Consider the following 16,645-nt stretch of genomic DNA (forward strand, 5'->3'; position numbering starts at 1 on the left):
TCACCTCGAAAGGTTAATGAAGCGCAAATAAAGAACGATGTTTCTTCCATGGTTGTGACGACTTGTGCATACAAGCCTCCGGTAGGGTCGTCACATGCGGAAAACCTTTAATTTGCATGATTTCATGCAGTTTTTCGACGCAACCAGATGAGCCGTGCGGCTTTATTATGAGAGTTGATGGAAAGGTGCTTCGTCTCAGGTCGAAGCCTTCCTGACGTTGCGTTACAGCCGTTTCAGCGTCGACGTCCTGGAGAGGCCATGAGCAGCCCTTCTGATCACACGGCGCAAAGACGTCTTGCTGCTGTCCTTGCCGCTGACGTGGTGGGCTATTCCGGTCTTATGTCCAGAGACGAGGAGGGGACGCTCAGCCGCCTTCGGGATCTCCGACGTCAGGTCATCGAGCCGCGAATTCATTCTCATCATGGGCGATTGGTGAAAACGATTGGGGACGGATTCCTGATCGAGTTTGCGAGCCCCGTCGATGCAGTGCGCTGTGCGGTCGAACTTCAGGAAGCTGTTGGAGCCCGCTATGGGAAGGCGGATGCTAAGCCCCTTCAGCTTCGGGTCGGGATCAATCTCGGCGACATCATGGTCGAGGAGGATGGCGACATTTTCGGCGACGGCGTGAACGTCGCCGCCCGACTGCAGAAACTCGCGCTGCCCGGCGGCATCTGCCTCTCCGGAAAAGTCTATGATGAGGTCAGGGGCAAGCTGTCCTACGACTTCGACGATCTGGGAGAGCATCGTTTCAAGAACATCGGCCAGCCGATCAGGGTCTTCTGCCTTCTGGAAGGCATGGACACGGCACAGAGACCGGGTGAGCGTCGGCCTTCCGGTTCCCATACTGAAGGACCCTCCATCGCGGTCCTGCCCTTCGTCAACATCAGCAAGGATCCTGAACAGGAATACTTCGCCGATGGCATCGTCGAGGACATTATTGCGGCCTTGTCGCGCTTCAAGTCCTTCTTCGTCATCGCCCGGAACTCGACCTTTGCTTACAAGGGCCGTGCCGTCAGCGTGCAACAGATCGGTCGGGAGCTCGGCGTCCGTTATGTGCTGGAGGGCAGCGTCAGGCGCTCCGGTCCGAGAATTCGGATCACGGCGCAGCTTGTCGATGCGAGCACCGGGGTGCATCTCTGGGCCGAGCATTACGACGGCCTCGCCGAGGATGTGTTCGATCTCCAGGATCAGATCACGGCCAGCGTCGTGGGATCGATCCAGCCATCGATCAGGACGGCCGAGATCGAGCGGGCCAGGCGCAAGCGGCCTGAGAATCTCGACGCCTATGACCTCGTGATGCGAGCGCTTCCTTACGTCTGGGCATTGGAATTCGAGGCCAACAAGGAGGCGGCACGGCTCCTGGACAAGGCGCTTCTCCTCGAACCGGGCTATCCGCTCGCCATAGCCTTGGCCGCTTGGTGCCGCGGCCAGCGGATCGTCTACAACTGGTCGAAGAACCTTCAGGAGGACAGGCGCGAAACCCTTCGGCAGGCTCAGATGGCAGCGGGCTTAGCCCATGACGATCCCTTCATCCTCACGGTGCTCGGCGCGGCCCTGACGATCACGCGGGAATTCCAGCGCGCCGCGTCGATGCTGGAGCGGGCGTTGTCGCAGGATCCGAACTCGGCCTGGGCCTGGAACCGCAGCGGCTGGCTGCACAACTACCAGGACGATCCCGAGGTCGCGATTCAGCACTTCGAGCGGTCCCTGCGGCTGAGCCCGTTCGATCCGATGGCCTTCAACTGCGAGATGGGCATCGGCTGCGCCCACTTCATCGCAAAACGCTACGATCTCGCTGCGCAATGGCAGGCGAAGGCGCTCATGAGCAAGCCCAATACCACTTGGATCCATCGCACGCTCGCGCCCGCCTATGCCCTGGCGGGAGAACCCGATAAGGCCCGGGAAAGCGTCGGTGAGCTCATGAAGGGTTATCCCGGGATCAGGATCATCGACATTCTCCAGGCGATGGCCTTCAGCCCGGAAGTGATGAGCCGGTTCGCGGAGGGGCTGCGGCAGGCAGGCCTGCCGGAATGAAGGCTGTCTATGGAACGGACCGGGAGGGCAGGAGCTCTCCCGGTCTTTGGTGTTACTGCTGGTTCTGCCCCTGCAGCAGCGGGGTGATCCGGCGCAGGGTCACGCGACGGTTTTGCTGCTCGGGGGCTTCCGTGGCCACCTTCAGATACTGCTCGCCGTAGCCCTGGGTCGTCAGGTTTTCGGCCGGGATCTGGAAGCGCTCCGTCAGGGTCGTCGCGATAGTCTCCGCGCGGCGGTCCGAGAGGGTGAGGTTGTCCTCGTCGGCACCGACGGCATCGGTGTGACCTTCGACCAGGAAGATCTCGTTCGGGTTGCGGGAGATCGCCTCGCGCAGGCCCTCTGCGATCACTCTCAACTGATCGATCTGATCCGGGGGCAGCTCCCAGGAGCCGAATTCGAACGTGATCGTGTCGAGGTCGACGCGTGGCATGCGCTGGCGCAGCGGCTGGCTGCGGCGGATCTCGTCGAGGGTGTAGGCCCGCTCGACACGCTCCACCGGCGGCGCCGTGAAGGCTTCGACGATATCGGCGCGCGAGGCCCGCTCCGTCTCGACGATGTAGCGCTCGCGAGGGATGCGCACGGTTGGGGGCGGCAGGCGGACGACCTCCTCCTCCATATAGCCGTAGCCCGGACGGCGCTCGATGCCGCTGCGCCGATTCTCGATCAGCACGACCTCCCGTCCGGCGGGCTCGCGCCTCACGCGGCGGATGAGGTTTCCATCCTCGTCGCGCACGGTGAGGATCTCGGAGCCGTCGGGGCGGCGCACGATCGTGACCTCCTCGTTCCCGCCGCGCCGCTCGACGCGAATGTCAGCGTCGCGATAGTTCCGTCGGAAGCGCTCCGTCTCGTCGCTGCGGATGATGACTTCGTTGCCCTGGCGGATGATCGTGCGGTTGCCCGGCTCCTCGATGATCACCCGTCCGCCTTCACGACGCTCCCGGCGGTCGCGGCGCAGGTCTTCGATGCGGACGCGGGACGCATCCAGCGGCTGGGTCGTGGCAGGGGCCGCCTGCTGAGGCGCAATCTGGCCCGGTGCGGCCGGGGATGGGGCCGTGGGTTGGGCACGCGTTGCCGGGGCAGGAGCAGCGGGAATTGCCGGAGCCGGCTGGGTCCGCGTCGCCGGAGTTGCGGGCGCAGGAGCCGGAGCGGCAGGTGCCGCCGTTGGAGCGGCAGGCGCGGGAGCCGCCGGGGCTGTGGTCGTGGTGGGCGCGTCCTGACCGGGACGCTGGCCGCGCTGACGGTCCGGTCGCTCGGTGTCACCCGATCGGGCGGGGCGTTCCGCATCGGTCGGGCGAGGGGCTCCTGCGGCCGGCCGCTGCTGGGCCGGGGCCGGGGGCGTTGCGGGCTGAGCCGCCGGAGCGGGCGGGCTCGGAGGAGTTTCGGCGGCAGGCGATTGCTGCCGGGGACGCTCGCGCTCCTGAGCGGCCGGGCGAGCTGGTCGCTCAGGCGTCTCGGCTGAAGGACGAGGCCGTTCCACAGGGGCCTGCTGTGCCGGACGAGCCGGCGTTGCAGGCGTCGCGCCGATGGGAGGCGCGGGGCGTTCGGTGGGCTGAGCTTGGTCACGGCGTGGGCGAGGAGATTCGGGCGCCTCCTCCTGAGCGGTTGGACGGGGGCCTCGCGGTCCATCGGGACCGCCGCGCTCCGCCGGGCCTGCGCCGCGCGGCGGGCGCTGACCGCGCTCCTCGGAGGCGCCGGGGCCGCCTGCATCCTGGCCGCCTTGTCTGCGTTCTTGCCCCTGGCGTCCGCCGCGGGGCGAATCCCCGTCCTGCTGGCCCTGTCGCCGCGGACGGGCGCCGGGTGGCAGTTCCTCCGGAGCGGCCGGTCCAGCCTGCGCGACGACAAGGGGCGTCGCGGCTTCCGGCTGGAGGGCCGACACGCTCGCCGGCAGCAGCATCAGGGGAAGGGCGGTGCTCGCAAGAAACAGACTGGAAAGCTTCATGATCCTCAAACTCATCCTCGCACACTAAAGTCATCGACAATGTGAAGGCGCCGGTTTGGTTCCGACGCAGGCCAAATTCCGCTTTTGAAACAGAATTTTAGAACTTGCATGATATCCTTGGAAAACATGGCTGAATGGCCGCTGAATGCTTACATCAGGATCCCGATCAACTCTCTCGCCGAAGGCCGCTGGAACTGATGCACTGGACTGACGAAGGCGTCGTTATCGGCGTCCGCAAGCATGGGGAATCGAGCATCATCCTCGAGCTGATGACGCGCGAGCACGGCCGGCATCTCGGCCTCGTCCATGGCGGCCGCTCCAAGACTCTCCAGGCGGTCCTTCAGCCCGGCAACACGGTGCAGGCAACCTGGCGGGCGCGGCTCGACGAGCATCTGGGCACCTATCAGGTCGAAGGCATCAACTTGAGGGCCGCACGCCTCATGGGTTCCTCCATGGCGCTCTACGGACTGGCGACGCTTGCTCATCTCCTGCGCTATTTCCCCGAGCGCGACCCCCACTTCGCCCTCTTCGAGACGCTTATCGTCCTGGTGGACCACCTGGACGACCCCGATCTCGCACCGGCGCTGTTCGTGCGCTTCGAACTTGCCATGCTCACCGAGCTCGGGTTCGGGCTGGACCTCACGAGCTGCGCCGCCACCGGTACGGAACGGGACCTGACCTATGTCTCGCCCCGGAGCGGGCGGGCGGTCTCCGCTGCTGCAGGCGAGCCCTACAAGGACCGGCTGCTCAAGCTTCCGGGCTTCCTGATCGGCCAGACAAGGGAAAACCGACCACGGGAGGAGGATATCCAGGCCGGATTTGCGCTCACGGACTTCTTCCTGCATCAGAACGTCTTCGGCCCCCAGGGGCAGCGGGCGCCGGAAGAGCGGGCGCGTTTCGTCGCACTGGCCACGGCCGGAGACGAATGAGGTTTGTTTCTGTTATGTTCTCATTTCAGATGATAAGAAGCGATTCGCAGTTGAGGATTTCGAGTTATGGGTAAACCGGTCAATCCGCCGTCAGGGGGCGAGATCGAGAACATCAATCTCAAGGACGCCCTGGAGGAGCGCTATCTCGCTTATGCGCTCTCCACGATCATGCACCGGGCGCTGCCGGACGCGCGCGACGGGTTGAAGCCCGTCCACCGCCGCATCCTGCACGCCATGCGGCTCCTGAAGCTCGACCCGAAGTCGGCGCCCAAGAAATGCGCCCGCATCGTCGGCGACGTGATGGGCCAGTACCACCCGCATGGCGACCAATCGATCTACGATGCCCTGGTGCGCATGGCGCAGGATTTCGCCCAGCGATATCCGATGGCGGACGGTCAGGGCAATTTCGGCAACATCGACGGCGATGGCGCGGCCGCCATGCGCTACACCGAGGCGCGCCTGACGGAGGTGGCCCGGCTCCTGCTGGAGGGGATCGACGAGGACTCGGTCGATTTCCGCGAGACCTACGACCAGGCCAACGAGGAGCCGGTGGTGCTGCCGGCCGCCTTCCCGAACCTGCTGGCGAACGGCTCGCAGGGCATCGCGGTCGGCATGGCGACCTCGATCCCGCCGCACAACGCCGCCGAACTCTGTGACGCCGCCCTGCACCTGATCGGAAAGCCGAACGCCACGTCCGAGCAGCTGATGCAGTTCGTGCCGGGGCCGGACCTGCCCACCGGCGGCATCATCGTCGACACGGCTTCCTCCATGGCCGAGACGTATCGGACGGGCCGCGGCTCGTTCCGCGTGCGCGCCCGCTGGGCCAAGGAGGATCTCGGCCGCGGCAACTGGCAGATCGTCGTCACCGAAATTCCCTATGCGGTCCCGAAGTCGCGCCTGATCGAGAAGATTGCGGAGCTGCTGCAGGAGAAGAAGCTCCCGCTGCTCGCCGACGTGCGCGACGAATCGGCCGAGGACATCCGGGTGGTGCTCGAGCCCCGCGCCAAGACGGTCGACCCGATCATCCTGATGGAATCGCTGTTCAAGCTCACCGAGCTCGAAAGCCGCGTTCCGATGAACGTGAACGTGCTCGCCGGCGGCAAGGTGCCGAAGGTGCTGAGCCTGGCCGAATGCCTGCGCGAATGGCTCGACCATCGCCGCGAGGTGCTGATCCGCCGGTCGAAGTTCCGGCTCGCCGCCATCGACAGGCGCCTGGAGATCCTGGGCGGCCTGCTCATCGTCTATCTCGACCTCGACCGGGTGATCAAAATCATCCGCGAGGAGGATGAGCCGAAGCAGGAGCTGATGCGCGTCTTCAAGCTCACCGAGATGCAGGCCAACGCCATCCTCGACACGCGCCTGCGCTCGTTGCGCAAGCTCGAAGAGATGGAGCTCAAGCGCGAGCAGAAGAATCTGCAGGACGAGAAGGCCAAGATCGAGGAGCTGCTCGGCTCCGAGAAGGTGCAGTGGAAGACGATCTCGGCCGAGATCAAGGAGGTCCGCAAGACCTTCGGCCCCGACACGCCTCTGGGCCGCCGCCGCACCACCTTCGCCGAGGCGCCGGACACCTCCGACATCGATTTCGCGGAGGCCATGATCGAACGCGAGCCGGTCACGGTCATCGTGTCCGAGAAGGGCTGGATCCGCGCCATGAAGGGCCACCAGGCCGATCTTTCGGGCGTGCAGTTCAAGGGCGACGACGCCTTGAAGACGGCTTTCTTCGCCGAGACCACGTCCAAGATCGTCGTGGCGGCGGATAACGGGCGCTTCTTCACGCTCGAGGCCTCCAAGCTCCCCGGCGGCCGCGGCTTCGGCGATCCGATCCGCCTCATGGTCGACCTGGAAGAGGGTGCCGACTTCATCGCCGTCTTCCCCTACAGGGCGGGCGGGAAGCTCCTCGTCGTCGGCACGGACGGGCGCGGTTTCGTGGTGCCCACCGACGAGATCACGGCGAACACCCGCAAGGGCAAGCAGATCCTCAATCTCGACGCGCCCTCCAAGATGGTGGTCTGCGCCGAGGCCGAGGGCGACCACGTCGCGATCATCGGCGAGAACCGCAAGCTCCTGATCTTCCCGGCGAAGCAGGTGCCGGAGATGACCCGCGGCAAGGGCGTGCGCCTCCAGCGCTACAAGGACGGCGGCGTCTCCGACGCCAAGATCTTCAAGCTGAAGGAAGGCCTGACCTGGAAGGACACCTCGGGCCGCACCTGGACGGTGGCCAAGGAGGACCTGCGCGACTGGCTCGGCGACCGCACCGAGGCCGGCAGATTGCCTCCGAAGGGCTTCCCGAAGTCGAACAAGTTCGGGGAGTAAGAACGACCAATGTCATCCCGGACGGCGTAAGCCGATCCGGGATTGCTTCCTTTAATCCCTACGTCATGGCCGGGCTTGTCCCGGCCATCCCGATTGGAAGGGTGCTATTTCTCGATATCGAGATCACCGGCACAAGGCCGGTGATGACGTGTTGAGAGTCAGATGACGTGCGCGGGCTTACTCCGCCCGTGTCCAACCCTGCGCAAGCAGCCGCTCCTGCGGCTTGAAGCGGGCCTTGTAGCCCATCTTCTTCGAGCCCTCGACCCAGTAGCCGAGATAGAGATAGGGCAGCCCCATCGCCTTCGCGCGGCGGATGTGGTCGAGGATGATGAAGGTGCCGAGGCTGCGGTGCTGCATCTCCGGATCGTAGAACGAGTAGACCATGGAGAGGCCGTCGTTCATCTCGTCGGTGAGGCAGACGGCGATGAGATCGCCCGATCCCTTGCCGGTGATGCCGCTGTCGATCCCGCGCCGGCGGTATTCGATGATTTTCGTATCCACATGGCTGTCCTCAACCATCATGGAATAATCGAGCACCGTCATGTCGGCCATGCCGCCATCCGCGTGGCGCGTGTCCACGTAGCGGCGGAAGAGGGAATACTGCTCGGAGGACGGACGGTTGGGCAGCGCGGTGCCGATCAGGTCGGCATTGTCCTTCAGGACGCGCCTGAGATTGTCGGAGGGCTCGAACTCGTCCACGAGAACCCGCACCGACACGCAGGCCCGGCAGGTATCGCAGGCGGGCCGGTAGGCGATGGTCTGCGACCGGCGGAAACCGCCCTGCGTCAGGATCTCGTTCAGCTCCCGTCCCCGTCGTCCGACGATATGCGTGAAGACCTTGCGCTCCTCCTTGCCCGGCAGATAGGGGCATGTGGACGGGGAGGTGAGGTAGAACTGCGGTGCGTCGCGGGGCTGGCTCGTCAATCGGGAAAGCCTTGTGCAGAAACCTTGAGCGCTTCGTCAACGCTTGAAGGATAACATTGGTGTCCGCAACGTCCAGCAAAAGAGAGCGAATGTCACAGGGGTGTGTCCTCCATTCTGAGAGGCCGGCTCGCAAGCTGACGTTCGCTTCCATGTGAGACGTAAGCGCTTCTTCCCTCCCCCTTGCGGGGAGGGGCAGGGGTGGGGGTGGTGTGACCGGGTGAGACCTCTCCGTCATGGCCGGGCTTGTCCCGGCCATCCCGACAGGAAGAGTGCGGTGCTCAAGACAATCGGGATCACCGGCACAAGGCCGGTGATGACGAGGTAGAGAGCATTGCCTGTGCTCATCATGAGCAGCGCTCTGACTTCGCGACCCCCACCCTTAATCCCTCCCCGCAAGGGGGAGGGAAACAGCGCCATGCTCGTCGTGACAGCCTAAGCCCGCACGACCATCATGCCCGTGAGCAGGTCGCGGATGAAGCGCCGGTCGTCGCGGACAAAGCCGACGAACACGTCGCAGGCCCAGAGCAGGAAGGTCGAGATCGCGACGTAGAAGAACAGCGCATGCACGGCCGCCGACAGCGGGGATGGTCCGCGGCCGGTCTTCGGATCGATCACGCGCAGGCCCATGTATCGCATGCCCACCGTCGCCTGGGAGGCGCCGCCGATGGTCACCGCATTGTAGACGATGAAGATCAGCGCCGTGAGCGGAAGCGCAAAGAACAGCCCCCAGCCCAGGCCGAGCGTGATGATGCCCAGGAAGAAGATGCCGATGGAGATCAGCACGACCCAGAGCGCGATCACGACCAGATCGATCAGGTAGGCCCAGAAGCGCCGGGAGATGACGCCCTCCGTCACCCTGTCGACCTCATAGGACGGATAGCTCAGGGTCGGCGGGTAGGGTCGGTTGACCATCGTTGTCTCCTCAGAAGGTGGTCTCGGGCAGGCTGCGGGACACGATCCGCTTCGGAGCGAGCCCCTCGGCCGCCAGGGCCTCGAACACCTCCAATGTATGTTGTCTGTCGCGCGTTTCGATAGTGATGTCGATGGAAACGCCCTTGGCGGGCACGTCCAGGAACAGCCGGCCGTGCGAGACCTCGAGGATGTTGGCGCCGAGCTGGCCCAGCAGGCTCGCCACGCGCCCGAGCAGGCCCGGCCTGTCGTTGGAGGTGATGCGGAACGAGGTGATGCGGTCGTCCCGCTCAAGCTCGCGCACCATGACGGAGGCGAGAATGCGTGCGTCGATGTTGCCGCCGCAGAGCACGAGGCCGACCCGCTTGCCTTGGAAGCGCTCGGGCTGCGCCATCATGGCCGCCAGGCCCGCGGCGCCCGCGCCTTCGGCCATGGTCCGCTGCAGGGTGGCATAGGCATTGACGGCACGCTCGATCAGAGGCTCCTCGACGGCGATGATGTCGGAGACGAGATCGCGCACGATGGGCAGGGGCAGCTGCCCGACCGTCTTGACCGCGATGCCCTCGGCGAGGGTCGCGCCGCCGATCGGCCGGTCCTCGCCCCGGATGGCGTTAGTAAAGGACGGGTAGAGCGCGGCCTCCACGCCGATGATCTCGATGGAGGGCTTCAGCGCCTTTGCGGCGACCGTGATGCCGGAAATCAGCCCGCCGCCGCCGATGGGCACGACGATCTGGTCGAGATCGGGCGCGTCGGCGAGCATCTCGATTCCGATGGTGCCCTGGCCGGCCATGACCTTCGGGTCGTCATAAGGGTGAACGAACACAAGGCTTTCGGCCTCGGCGATCTCGCGGGCGCGGGCGGCGGCTTCATAGAGCGTCTCGCCGAAGAGGATGACCTTAGCGCCGTAGGAGCGGGTGTTCTCCGCCTTCACCAGGGGCGTTCCCTCGGGCATGACGATGGTCGCTGGGATGTTCAGCCGCCGCGCGTGGTAGGCGACCGCCTGGGCATGGTTGCCGGCCGACATGGCGATGACGCCGCGCGAGCGCTCGTCAGGCTTCAGGCTCTCCAGCTTCGTCACAGCGCCGCGCTCCTTGAACGAGCCCGTGGGCTGCATGTTCTCGTGCTTGACGCAGACGGTGGCTCCGGTGAGCTGCGACAGGCGCGGGGCCGGAACGAGCGGGGTTCGCAGGACCTGGCCGCGAATCGTCTCCGCGGCGCGCTTCACGTCGTCGATGGTGATGGCGTAATCGGCCACTGTGTCCTCCGGCATTCTTAATTATACGCCCTTAAACGGGTCTTGGCGTTGGATCTTGGAAGCCCAGCAGGCCGCCGGGCCGGAAGATCAGGAATATGACGAGGGCTGCGTAGAGCGCCATGTCGCGCACCTCGATGGGGAGATACGCCGACCACAGGGTCTCGAACAATCCTACGGCAAAGCCTCCTAGCATTGCGCCGGGGATGGAGCCAATCCCGCCGATGATGGCGGCGATCAGCGCCTTGAGACCATACTGAAAGCCTCCGGCAAACCCGAGGCCCCCATATTGCGCGACGATCAGCATCCCCGAGAGGCCGGCCATGGCGCCGGCCAGCGCAAGGGTCTGGATGAGCAGGCGATGGCCATCGACGCCCATGAGCGCTGCCGCCCTGGGGTCATCGGAATAGGCCCGCCAGGCCCGCCCGAAGCCGGTTGCCTGCACGAGCCACAGAAGGCTCAGGGCTGCAATCAGGCCGATTCCAGCCGTGATCGCAGTGATCGGCGTCAGGCTGACGAGAAAATCCTGTGCACGAAGAAGAGGCCAGGCCTCCGACCAGATCGGCGGCAGCCAGACGGTCACGGGACTCTGCACGAGACGCAGGTATTCCATCAGGAACAGGGAGAGCCCCACCGTCGCGATGAGGCTGGGCTGCGGGCTCTCCGCCGTGATACGGCCTATGGTGAAATAGCCGCCGACCGCGCTGTGAATGGCACCTGCAAAAAGAGAGGCGGCCAGGCCGGCCGCGAGGCCGAGCACGGGCGCGCTGATGCCGGAGGCCAGGACGATCGAGGCTCCGGCAATCGTTGCCGCCGAGCCGATGGCCGCAAGCTCCCCGAAAGCCAGATTGATTCTCCCGCTGAGGCCGAAGACCAGGGCGAAGGCCACCGAGAGGAGTGCGTAAATGGCGGTCCTCGGCATACTCACCAGGACCTGCTGCAGCCAGTAGGCCGCTGCCATCGGGATCTCCGCCACATCGGCATCGGCCCGGCTGCCGGGATCGCCGGCCGCTCCCTCCGGCGTATCGAGATAGTAGCGCTTGAGCATAAAGAGGCTGGCGCCGGAGAGCGGACCCTCCTCGGTGCCGAGGCCCGTCAGCTCCGCCTTGTTGGGGGAGAGACCCTCCGCCGCGAACTGGCAGACGGCGAACCGCTGGAGCACGGGTCGATCCGGATACTGCGCGACGTAATCGATGCGCAGGCTTCGCGCGACGGGACCCTCCCGCACCCGCTCGACGGTGATGACCGCGCCGGGGTTGAGAGCGGGCAGGGCCAGGCGGCAGACCCGCGCCTGCTCCGCATCGATGGAAATGCCGCAGGCGGCCAATAGACCGAGGCCCAGCACGAGAGATGCGAACCGGGCGACACTCAGACACCGGCCCGTGAAAGACATGCGCTGTTTTTCCCCTCCCCCTTGCGGGGAGGGGCAGGGGTGGTTCGACCGGGTGAGACCTTCCGTCATGGCCGGGCTTGTCCCGGCCATCCCGATCATGTGAAGCGTTGCGCTCTTAGAATCGAGATCACCGGCACGGGGCCGGTGATGACGGGGTAGGGAGCATTGCCGGGGCTCATCAGGCACAACGCTCCGACTTTGCGACCCCCACCCTTCATCCCTCCCCGCAAGGGGGAGGGAAACACGTGCGGCTCCCTTTGTGAGCCAGCCTCTAGAGAGCCTTGAACCTGACACGCAGCGGAGCCTTGGCTGTTTTTGCCGGCAATCAGCCCTGGCTTTTCAGCTTCTCGGCGACCCGGGGGGCGAAATAGGTGAGGATGCCGTCCGCGCCAGCACGCTTGAAGGCCAGGAGGCTCTCCATCATCGCCCGTTCTCCGTCGATCCAGCCGTTCGCGGCCGCGGCCTGGATCATGGCATACTCGCCGGAGACTTGGTAGGCGAAGGTCGGGACCGCGAAGGTGTCCTTCGCCCGGCGCACGATGTCGAGATAGGGCAGGCCGGGCTTGACCATGATCATGTCCGCGCCTTCCTCAAGGTCGAGGGCGACCTCGCGCATGGCCTCGTCGGAATTCGCCGGGTCCATCTGGTAGGTGCGCTTGTCGCCGACGAGGCAGGCGCTGGTGCCGATGGCGTCGCGGAACGGACCGTAGAAGGCGGAAGCGTATTTGGCCGCATAGGCCATGATCTGCACGTCCTGGAACCCGGCCTCGTCGAGGCCTGCGCGGATCGCGGCGACGCGCCCGTCCATCATGTCGGACGGCGCGATGATGTCGGTCCCGGCCTCGGCCTGCAGCACGGCCTGGCGCACCAGCAGGGCCACGGTCTCGTCGTTGAGGATGCGCTCGCCGTCCATCACGCCGTCATGGCCGTGGCTGGTATAGGGATCGAGGGCGACGTCGCAGATGATGCCGATGTCCGGCACCGCCTGCTTGATCTCGCGCACCGCGCGGCAGACGAGATTGCGGCTGTTCAGCGACTCGGATCCTGTCGGATCGCGCAAGGATGGGTCCGTATAGGGAAAGAGCGCGATGGCCGGGATGTTGAGGGCGGCGGCCCGCTCGGCCTCGCGCACGGCCTCGGCGATCGTCAGCCTCTCCACGCCAGGCATCGACGTCACCGGCGTGCGGCCGCTCGCGCCCTCGACGATGAAGATCGGCCAGATCAGGTCGTTTGCCGTCAGCACGTTCTCGCGCACCAGCCGCCGCGCCCACTCGGCCTTGCGGTTGCGGCGCGGGCGGTGGGACAGGCTCAAGGAGGAAGAAACGGCTTCCTCTGAAGCGGGGCGGCGGAACGGCGACAGCTTTGACATGATCCTCTTCCCAGTGCCGGCTTCGATGCGCCGGCGGATCCTCAGAGGGTTAGCACATTTAAATAGCTCTAAAAAAGGGTTCGCGGTCGCAGTTCGGCCGGATCCGTGGAAGATTGCCTCAACCCTGCCCTGCATTGACGGCAGGCCCCCGCCTCGTGTTAAGCCGCCGTGAAGCGAAGGAGTGTGCCATGGACGAGAGCGTCGACATCGTCTGCGAGAAGCGGGGGGAGGCCGGTCTCATCACGCTCGATCGCCCCAGGGCGCTCAATGCCCTCAACCTCGCCATGGTCCGCGAGATGCGCCGGGCGCTCGATTCCTGGGAAAACGATCCGGCCGTGACGCGGATCGTCGTCCAGGGCGCCGGCGAGAAGGCCTTCTGCGCCGGCGGCGACATCCGGCAGCTCACCGAGGACCTGAAGGCCGGCAGGCGCGAGGAGGCGCTCGCCTTCTGGCGCGAGGAATACCAGCTCAACATCCGCATCAAGCGCTACCCCAAGCCCTATATCTCCCTCATCGACGGGATCGTCATGGGCGGCGGGGTCGGTGTGTCCCTGCACGGCTCGCACCGGGTGGCGGGCGAGCGCTACCTCTTCGCCATGCCGGAGGTCGGCATCGGCTTCTTCCCCGACGTGGGCGCGACCTATGCCCTGCCGCGCCTGCCCGGCGAGACCGGCATGTATCTGGCCCTCACCGGCGAGCGGGTGAAGCGGGCCGACGCGGTCATGCTGGGCCTCGCGACCCACGCGGTGGCGAGCGGGAGCATTCCGGGCTTGCGCGAGGCGCTGATCGCCGGCGAGCCGGTGGAGGAGGCCCTGAGCCGGGCCGCAGTCGATCCAGGGCCCGCGCCGCTGGAGGCCCATCGGGCGGTGATCGATTCCTGCTTTTCGGCTGAGAGCGTCGCCGCCATCCTGCAGCGCCTTGAGAGCGCTGCCGGACAAGGCTCTGAATTCGCGGCCAAAACCGCCGCGGGCATGCGCACCAAGTCGCCGACCAGCATGAACCTCGCCTTCGAGCAGGTGCGCCGGGGCGCCTCCCTCGATTTCGAGGAGGCCATGAAGGTCGAGTTCCGAATCGTCTCCCGGATCGGCGACGGTCACGACTTCTACGAGGGCGTGCGGGCCGTCATCATCGACAAGGACAACCGGCCCCGCTGGCAGCCCGACACCCTGGAGGCCTTGGACCCGGCCGTCATCGAGCGCCACTTCGCCGGACTGGGCGCCCGTGAACTGGAGACCGCGTAATGCCCCGTAACGGCAGCCAGGGGCCGTCCACCCACGCGGCGCGCGAATACCTGTCCGACCGGATCGAGGAGCGTCCCGCCGCTCACGGCTCCCTGCGCTGGAGCTTCGTTCTCACGGGGTTCATGCGCATCCTGGCGATCGTATGGATCATGAAGGGCTTGAGCGCCTGGGCCGTGATCCTCGGCATCTGGACCCCCATCGGCCAGTTCGAGGCGCGCTCCATGGGTTATCAGGCCACGATCATCTACTTCGCCCTGATCGACCTGATCGCCGCCGTCGGCCTCTGGATGGCCAGCACCTGGGGTGGGGTCATGTGGCTTCTCGCCATCATGAGCCACCTGATCCTGGCGGCCTTTTTCCCAGGAATCGTCTCCAGCGGCCTTTTGACCTTGGCGTTCTTCCTCACGCTCATGACCATCTATCTCGCCATGTCCTGGCTGGCCGTCCGCGAAACCCACTAACCAGGCGGCACGGGCGGCCATGCGAACGGCCAAGCTCCTCACGCAGAAGTGTATCCTCAGCACAACAGATCAAGGCTACATCGGCCCTCAGGAGCGGTTCTGAAGCCCGAGGGGCGGCCGGTCGGCCGCTTTGCCATAAAACGGCCCCGATGTTCCTCGCTTTCGATACCGTTCTTTAATCCTATCCCGGCACTTATCGCTGGGAGAGGGAGTGAGCCGGGCGTCCGTCCGCCGCTCCTGCCACGACCACTTCTAACCGGGAAGAGCCTGCGCTCATGTTGTCTCGCCGTAACCTCCTGACTGGATCGCTCGCCCTGATCTTCACGCCTGCCACCGGAGCTCTGGCCCAACAGTTCGCTCAGAGCCAGGCCGAGTGGTCGCAGAACTATGAGGCGGTGTCCCGCACCCGCGTGCAGCGGACCTCGACCCCGATGGTCTCCGCCGAGTCACTCGCCGCCACCGAGCAGATGATCGAGTACTACCGCAACATCGCCGCCCGCGGCGGCTGGCAGCCCGTCCAGGGCGTCCAGGGCCTGCGCGTCGGCTCGAAGAGCCCGGCCGTGGTCACCTTGCGCCAGCGCCTCATCATCACGGGCGACCTCGACCCGGCCGCCGGCGAATCGCCGATCTACGATTCCTACGTTGAGGCCGGCGTGCGCCGCTTCCAGGCGCGCCACGGCATCAGCTCCACCGGCACTGTGACGGCACCCACGGTGGCTGCCATGAACGTGCCAGTCGAGATGCGCATCCGGCAGCTCGAGATCAACGTGGGCCGCCTGCGTACGCTCGCCAGCGGCCTGACCAACAAGTACATCGTCGCCAACATCCCGGCCGCTCTCGTGGAGACGGTGGAAGGCGGCACGGTGCATACCCGCCACGCCGCCGGCGTCGGCAAGATCGACCGTCAGTCGCCCCTGCTGAACTCGAAGGTGGTCGAGGTCAACTTCAACCCGTTCTGGACGGCTCCGGCCTCGGTGGTCAAAAAAGACCTGATCCCGAAGATGCAGAAGGAGCCGAACTACCTGAGCGAGAACAAGATCCGCATCTTCAATGCGGCCGGCCAGGAGGTTCCTTCCAGCCAGATCAACTGGTTCTCGGACGAGGCGACCCGCTACCGTTTCCGTCAGGATCCGGGCGGCGACCTGAACTCCATGGGGTTTGTCCGCATCAACATCCCGAACCCGCACGGCGTCTACATGCACGACACGCCGTCCAAGGGCATTTTCGGCGACGATTTCCGCTTCGTCTCCTCGGGCTGCATCCGCATTCAGAACGTGCGCGACTACATCGAGTGGCTCCTGAAGGACACCCCCGGCTGGACCCGCGAGCAGATCGACGCGACCTTCAAGTCCGGCGAGCGTATCGACGCCCGCCTGGCTCAAGCCGTTCCGATCCACTGGGTCTACGTTACCGCCTGGGCGACCCCGGACGGCCTCGTGCAGTTCCGCGACGACATCTACAACAAGGACGGCCTCGGCAACGCCATCCCGGTGGCAAGCCGCACCCCGACCGAGCCGGACCAGGAGATGTTCCTGCAGAACTGAGGTTTCTTCAAACCTGTCTCAAACTCCACGTCATCACCGGCCTTGTGCCGGTGATCTCGCTTCTGAGAGGCGCGGCGCTTTTCCGATCGGGATGGCCGGGACTGGCCCGGCCATGACACGAGGAGTGTTCCGCACATTGTCATTCCGGGGCCGCGCAGCGGAGCCCGGAATCCATAATCGCTAACGGTGCAGAAAGGCGTGTGACGCCAAGAGCTTCTTTCTGAGCTGTGGTGTTTATGGATTCCGGGCTCGCCTTTGGCGCCCCGGAATGACGCTGGAATAGGTCCCCGCCCGCCCTCCGGCGGGCTGTTGCATTTCCAAAGCAGCGTGGGAATGT

12 protein-coding genes are annotated in these 16,645 nt (G+C 65.5%); 6 read left to right on the forward strand and 6 right to left on the reverse strand.

The features are described from left to right. The first annotated feature begins 258 nt into the window (after nucleotides 1-258). Nucleotides 259-2,034: an adenylate/guanylate cyclase domain-containing protein gene (locus ILT44_RS17930; RefSeq protein WP_204240979.1), complete on the forward strand. Its 1,776-nt coding sequence runs from the start codon at nucleotides 259-261 to the stop codon at nucleotides 2,032-2,034. A 52-nt stretch (nucleotides 2,035-2,086) separates the two neighbouring features. Here the strand turns inward: ILT44_RS17930 and ILT44_RS17935 are convergent, their stop codons facing one another. After that, nucleotides 2,087-3,973, reverse strand: coding sequence for an OmpA family protein (locus ILT44_RS17935; RefSeq protein ID WP_204240980.1), 1,887 nt, complete (start codon nucleotides 3,971-3,973; stop codon nucleotides 2,087-2,089). A gap of 197 nt (nucleotides 3,974-4,170) precedes the next feature. Here ILT44_RS17935 and recO point away from each other — a divergent pair, with 197 nt between their 5' ends. Then, nucleotides 4,171-4,902 carry a DNA repair protein RecO gene (gene recO / locus ILT44_RS17940; protein ID WP_204240981.1) on the forward strand — a complete coding sequence of 244 codons (732 nt, stop codon included), beginning with the start codon at nucleotides 4,171-4,173 and terminating at the stop codon, nucleotides 4,900-4,902. Nucleotides 4,903-4,968: 66 nt separating this feature from the next. After that, on the forward strand, nucleotides 4,969-7,215 hold the full coding sequence (parC, locus tag ILT44_RS17945; RefSeq protein ID WP_204240982.1) for a DNA topoisomerase IV subunit A: 2,247 nt from the start codon (nucleotides 4,969-4,971) through the stop codon (nucleotides 7,213-7,215). A gap of 177 nt (nucleotides 7,216-7,392) precedes the next feature. Here parC and ILT44_RS17950 read toward each other — a convergent pair whose 3' ends face one another. From ILT44_RS17950 to hemB, 5 genes are all read right to left on the reverse strand, one after another. Then, on the reverse strand, nucleotides 7,393-8,139 hold the full coding sequence (locus ILT44_RS17950) for an arginyltransferase (protein WP_204240983.1): 747 nt from the start codon (nucleotides 8,137-8,139) through the stop codon (nucleotides 7,393-7,395). 432 nt (nucleotides 8,140-8,571) lie between these two features. Continuing rightward, a complete protein-coding gene (locus ILT44_RS17955; RefSeq protein WP_204240984.1) occupies nucleotides 8,572-9,051 on the reverse strand; it encodes an RDD family protein in 480 nt (159 codons plus the stop codon). 10 nt (nucleotides 9,052-9,061) lie between these two features. Continuing rightward, nucleotides 9,062-10,318, reverse strand: coding sequence for a threonine ammonia-lyase (locus ILT44_RS17960; protein ID WP_239468344.1), 1,257 nt, complete (start codon nucleotides 10,316-10,318; stop codon nucleotides 9,062-9,064). 16 nt (nucleotides 10,319-10,334) lie between these two features. Further along, nucleotides 10,335-11,693 (reverse strand): branched-chain amino acid ABC transporter permease, encoded by a 1,359-nt coding sequence (locus ILT44_RS17965; protein WP_204240986.1) that lies wholly within the window; start codon nucleotides 11,691-11,693, stop codon nucleotides 10,335-10,337. Between the two features lie 325 nt (nucleotides 11,694-12,018). Next, complete coding sequence (hemB, locus tag ILT44_RS17970; protein ID WP_204240987.1) at nucleotides 12,019-13,062, reverse strand: porphobilinogen synthase; 1,044 nt, start codon at nucleotides 13,060-13,062, stop codon at nucleotides 12,019-12,021. A 188-nt stretch (nucleotides 13,063-13,250) separates the two neighbouring features. Between hemB and ILT44_RS17975 the strand changes: the two genes are divergently transcribed. The 3 genes from ILT44_RS17975 (at nucleotide 13,251) to ILT44_RS17985 (ending at nucleotide 16,308) form a co-directional block, all read left to right on the forward strand. Further along, nucleotides 13,251-14,303, forward strand: coding sequence for an enoyl-CoA hydratase/isomerase family protein (locus ILT44_RS17975; protein WP_204240988.1), 1,053 nt, complete (start codon nucleotides 13,251-13,253; stop codon nucleotides 14,301-14,303). Next, nucleotides 14,303-14,764, forward strand: coding sequence for a DUF6163 family protein (locus ILT44_RS17980; protein ID WP_204240989.1), 462 nt, complete (start codon nucleotides 14,303-14,305; stop codon nucleotides 14,762-14,764). The genes ILT44_RS17975 and ILT44_RS17980 overlap by 1 nt, the downstream gene beginning before the upstream one ends. A 275-nt stretch (nucleotides 14,765-15,039) precedes the next feature. Further along, nucleotides 15,040-16,308, forward strand: coding sequence for a L,D-transpeptidase family protein (locus tag ILT44_RS17985; protein WP_204240990.1), 1,269 nt, complete (start codon nucleotides 15,040-15,042; stop codon nucleotides 16,306-16,308). The last annotated feature ends 337 nt before the right edge of the window (nucleotides 16,309-16,645 follow it).

Source organism: Microvirga arvi (assembly GCF_016892765.1).
Taxonomy (GTDB): Bacteria; Pseudomonadota; Alphaproteobacteria; order Rhizobiales; family Beijerinckiaceae; genus Microvirga; species Microvirga arvi.